Source organism: Streptococcus sp. HMSC072D07, from assembly GCF_001814835.1.
In the GTDB taxonomy this organism is placed as follows: Bacteria; Bacillota; Bacilli; order Lactobacillales; family Streptococcaceae; genus Streptococcus.
Genome location: NZ_KV818033.1, coordinates 1 through 1,073 on the forward strand (window position 1 = coordinate 1; position 1,073 = coordinate 1,073).

A 1,073-nucleotide genomic window follows, 5' to 3' on the forward strand; every position below is an offset into this window, starting at 1 on the left:
CCAACAAAGTCTGGTTCTGGAGTAAAGGTAATCTTACCATCTTTATCAATTGTATAACTTCCTTCACCCGGAACAATCATAGTCGTGCTACCATCCTCAAAGGTTGGTGGAACTGTACTATCGATATGTCTTTCAAACGTTGGTGTTGCCACTTGTGGTTGGCCTTTTGCTCCTGTAGAAGCCGTATCATGACCAGTAGATGGATCTACAACTGTTGGACGATAGCTTGCAGTAACTGGGGTACCGTTCTTATCCTTACGAACGATTGTTACGCCAGTTCCTTTTCCTACAAAGTCTGCCTCTGGAGTGAAGGTGACGGTGCCATCTGGTGAGATTGTATAAGTTCCTTCACCTGGAATCACTTTTTCAGTTGATCCATCTTCAAATGTTGCTACCACTGTTTCATCGATTGGAACAAGCGGATTACCACCTTCAAATGTTGGCGTACCTGTTTGAACAAGCCCCTTAATGTTCACTGAAGAAGTATCTTTACCAGTTGGTGTTACCTTAGTAAACTCTGGACTGTAAGTCGCAGTGACTGGGGTGCCATTCTTATCTACACGTTTCACTGTGACTGGATCTGGGTTTCCTACAAACTGTTTATCTGGAGTGAAGGTCACACTTCCGTCTGGCGCAATTGTGTAGGTTCCTTGACCTGGAATAGACTTCTCTTTGCTTCCATCTGCGAAGGTTGGCTCAACTGTTTCATCGATTGGAACCAGTGGATCGCCACCTTGGAAGGTTGGAGTACCAGTTTGTGGAACACCCTGAGGACCTGTGCTCGTTGCGTTAGTGCTGGTTGGAACTACTTCTTTCACCACCGCTTGGTACTTGACAGTAACAGGAGTTCCGTTGGCATCCACACGAGTCAATTCAAGTTCTGGTGTTTCACCTTTGAACTGTTTATCAGGAGTGAAAGTCACCTTACCGTCTGCATCCACTTCGAATTTACCAACATTTGGCACTTCCTTCATAGCTGTACCATTGTCAAATAATGGAGTTGAATCAGCTGGGAATGGAACTGAGTCATGGCCTGGAGTGAAGGTCACTTTACCTTCTTGGACTTGACCTTG

1 pseudogene is annotated in these 1,073 nt (G+C 45.3%); it reads right to left on the reverse strand.

The annotated features are described in order from the left end of the window. A pseudogene (locus HMPREF2991_RS00285) lies at nucleotides 1-1,073 on the reverse strand (YSIRK signal domain/LPXTG anchor domain surface protein); the annotation flags it as partial.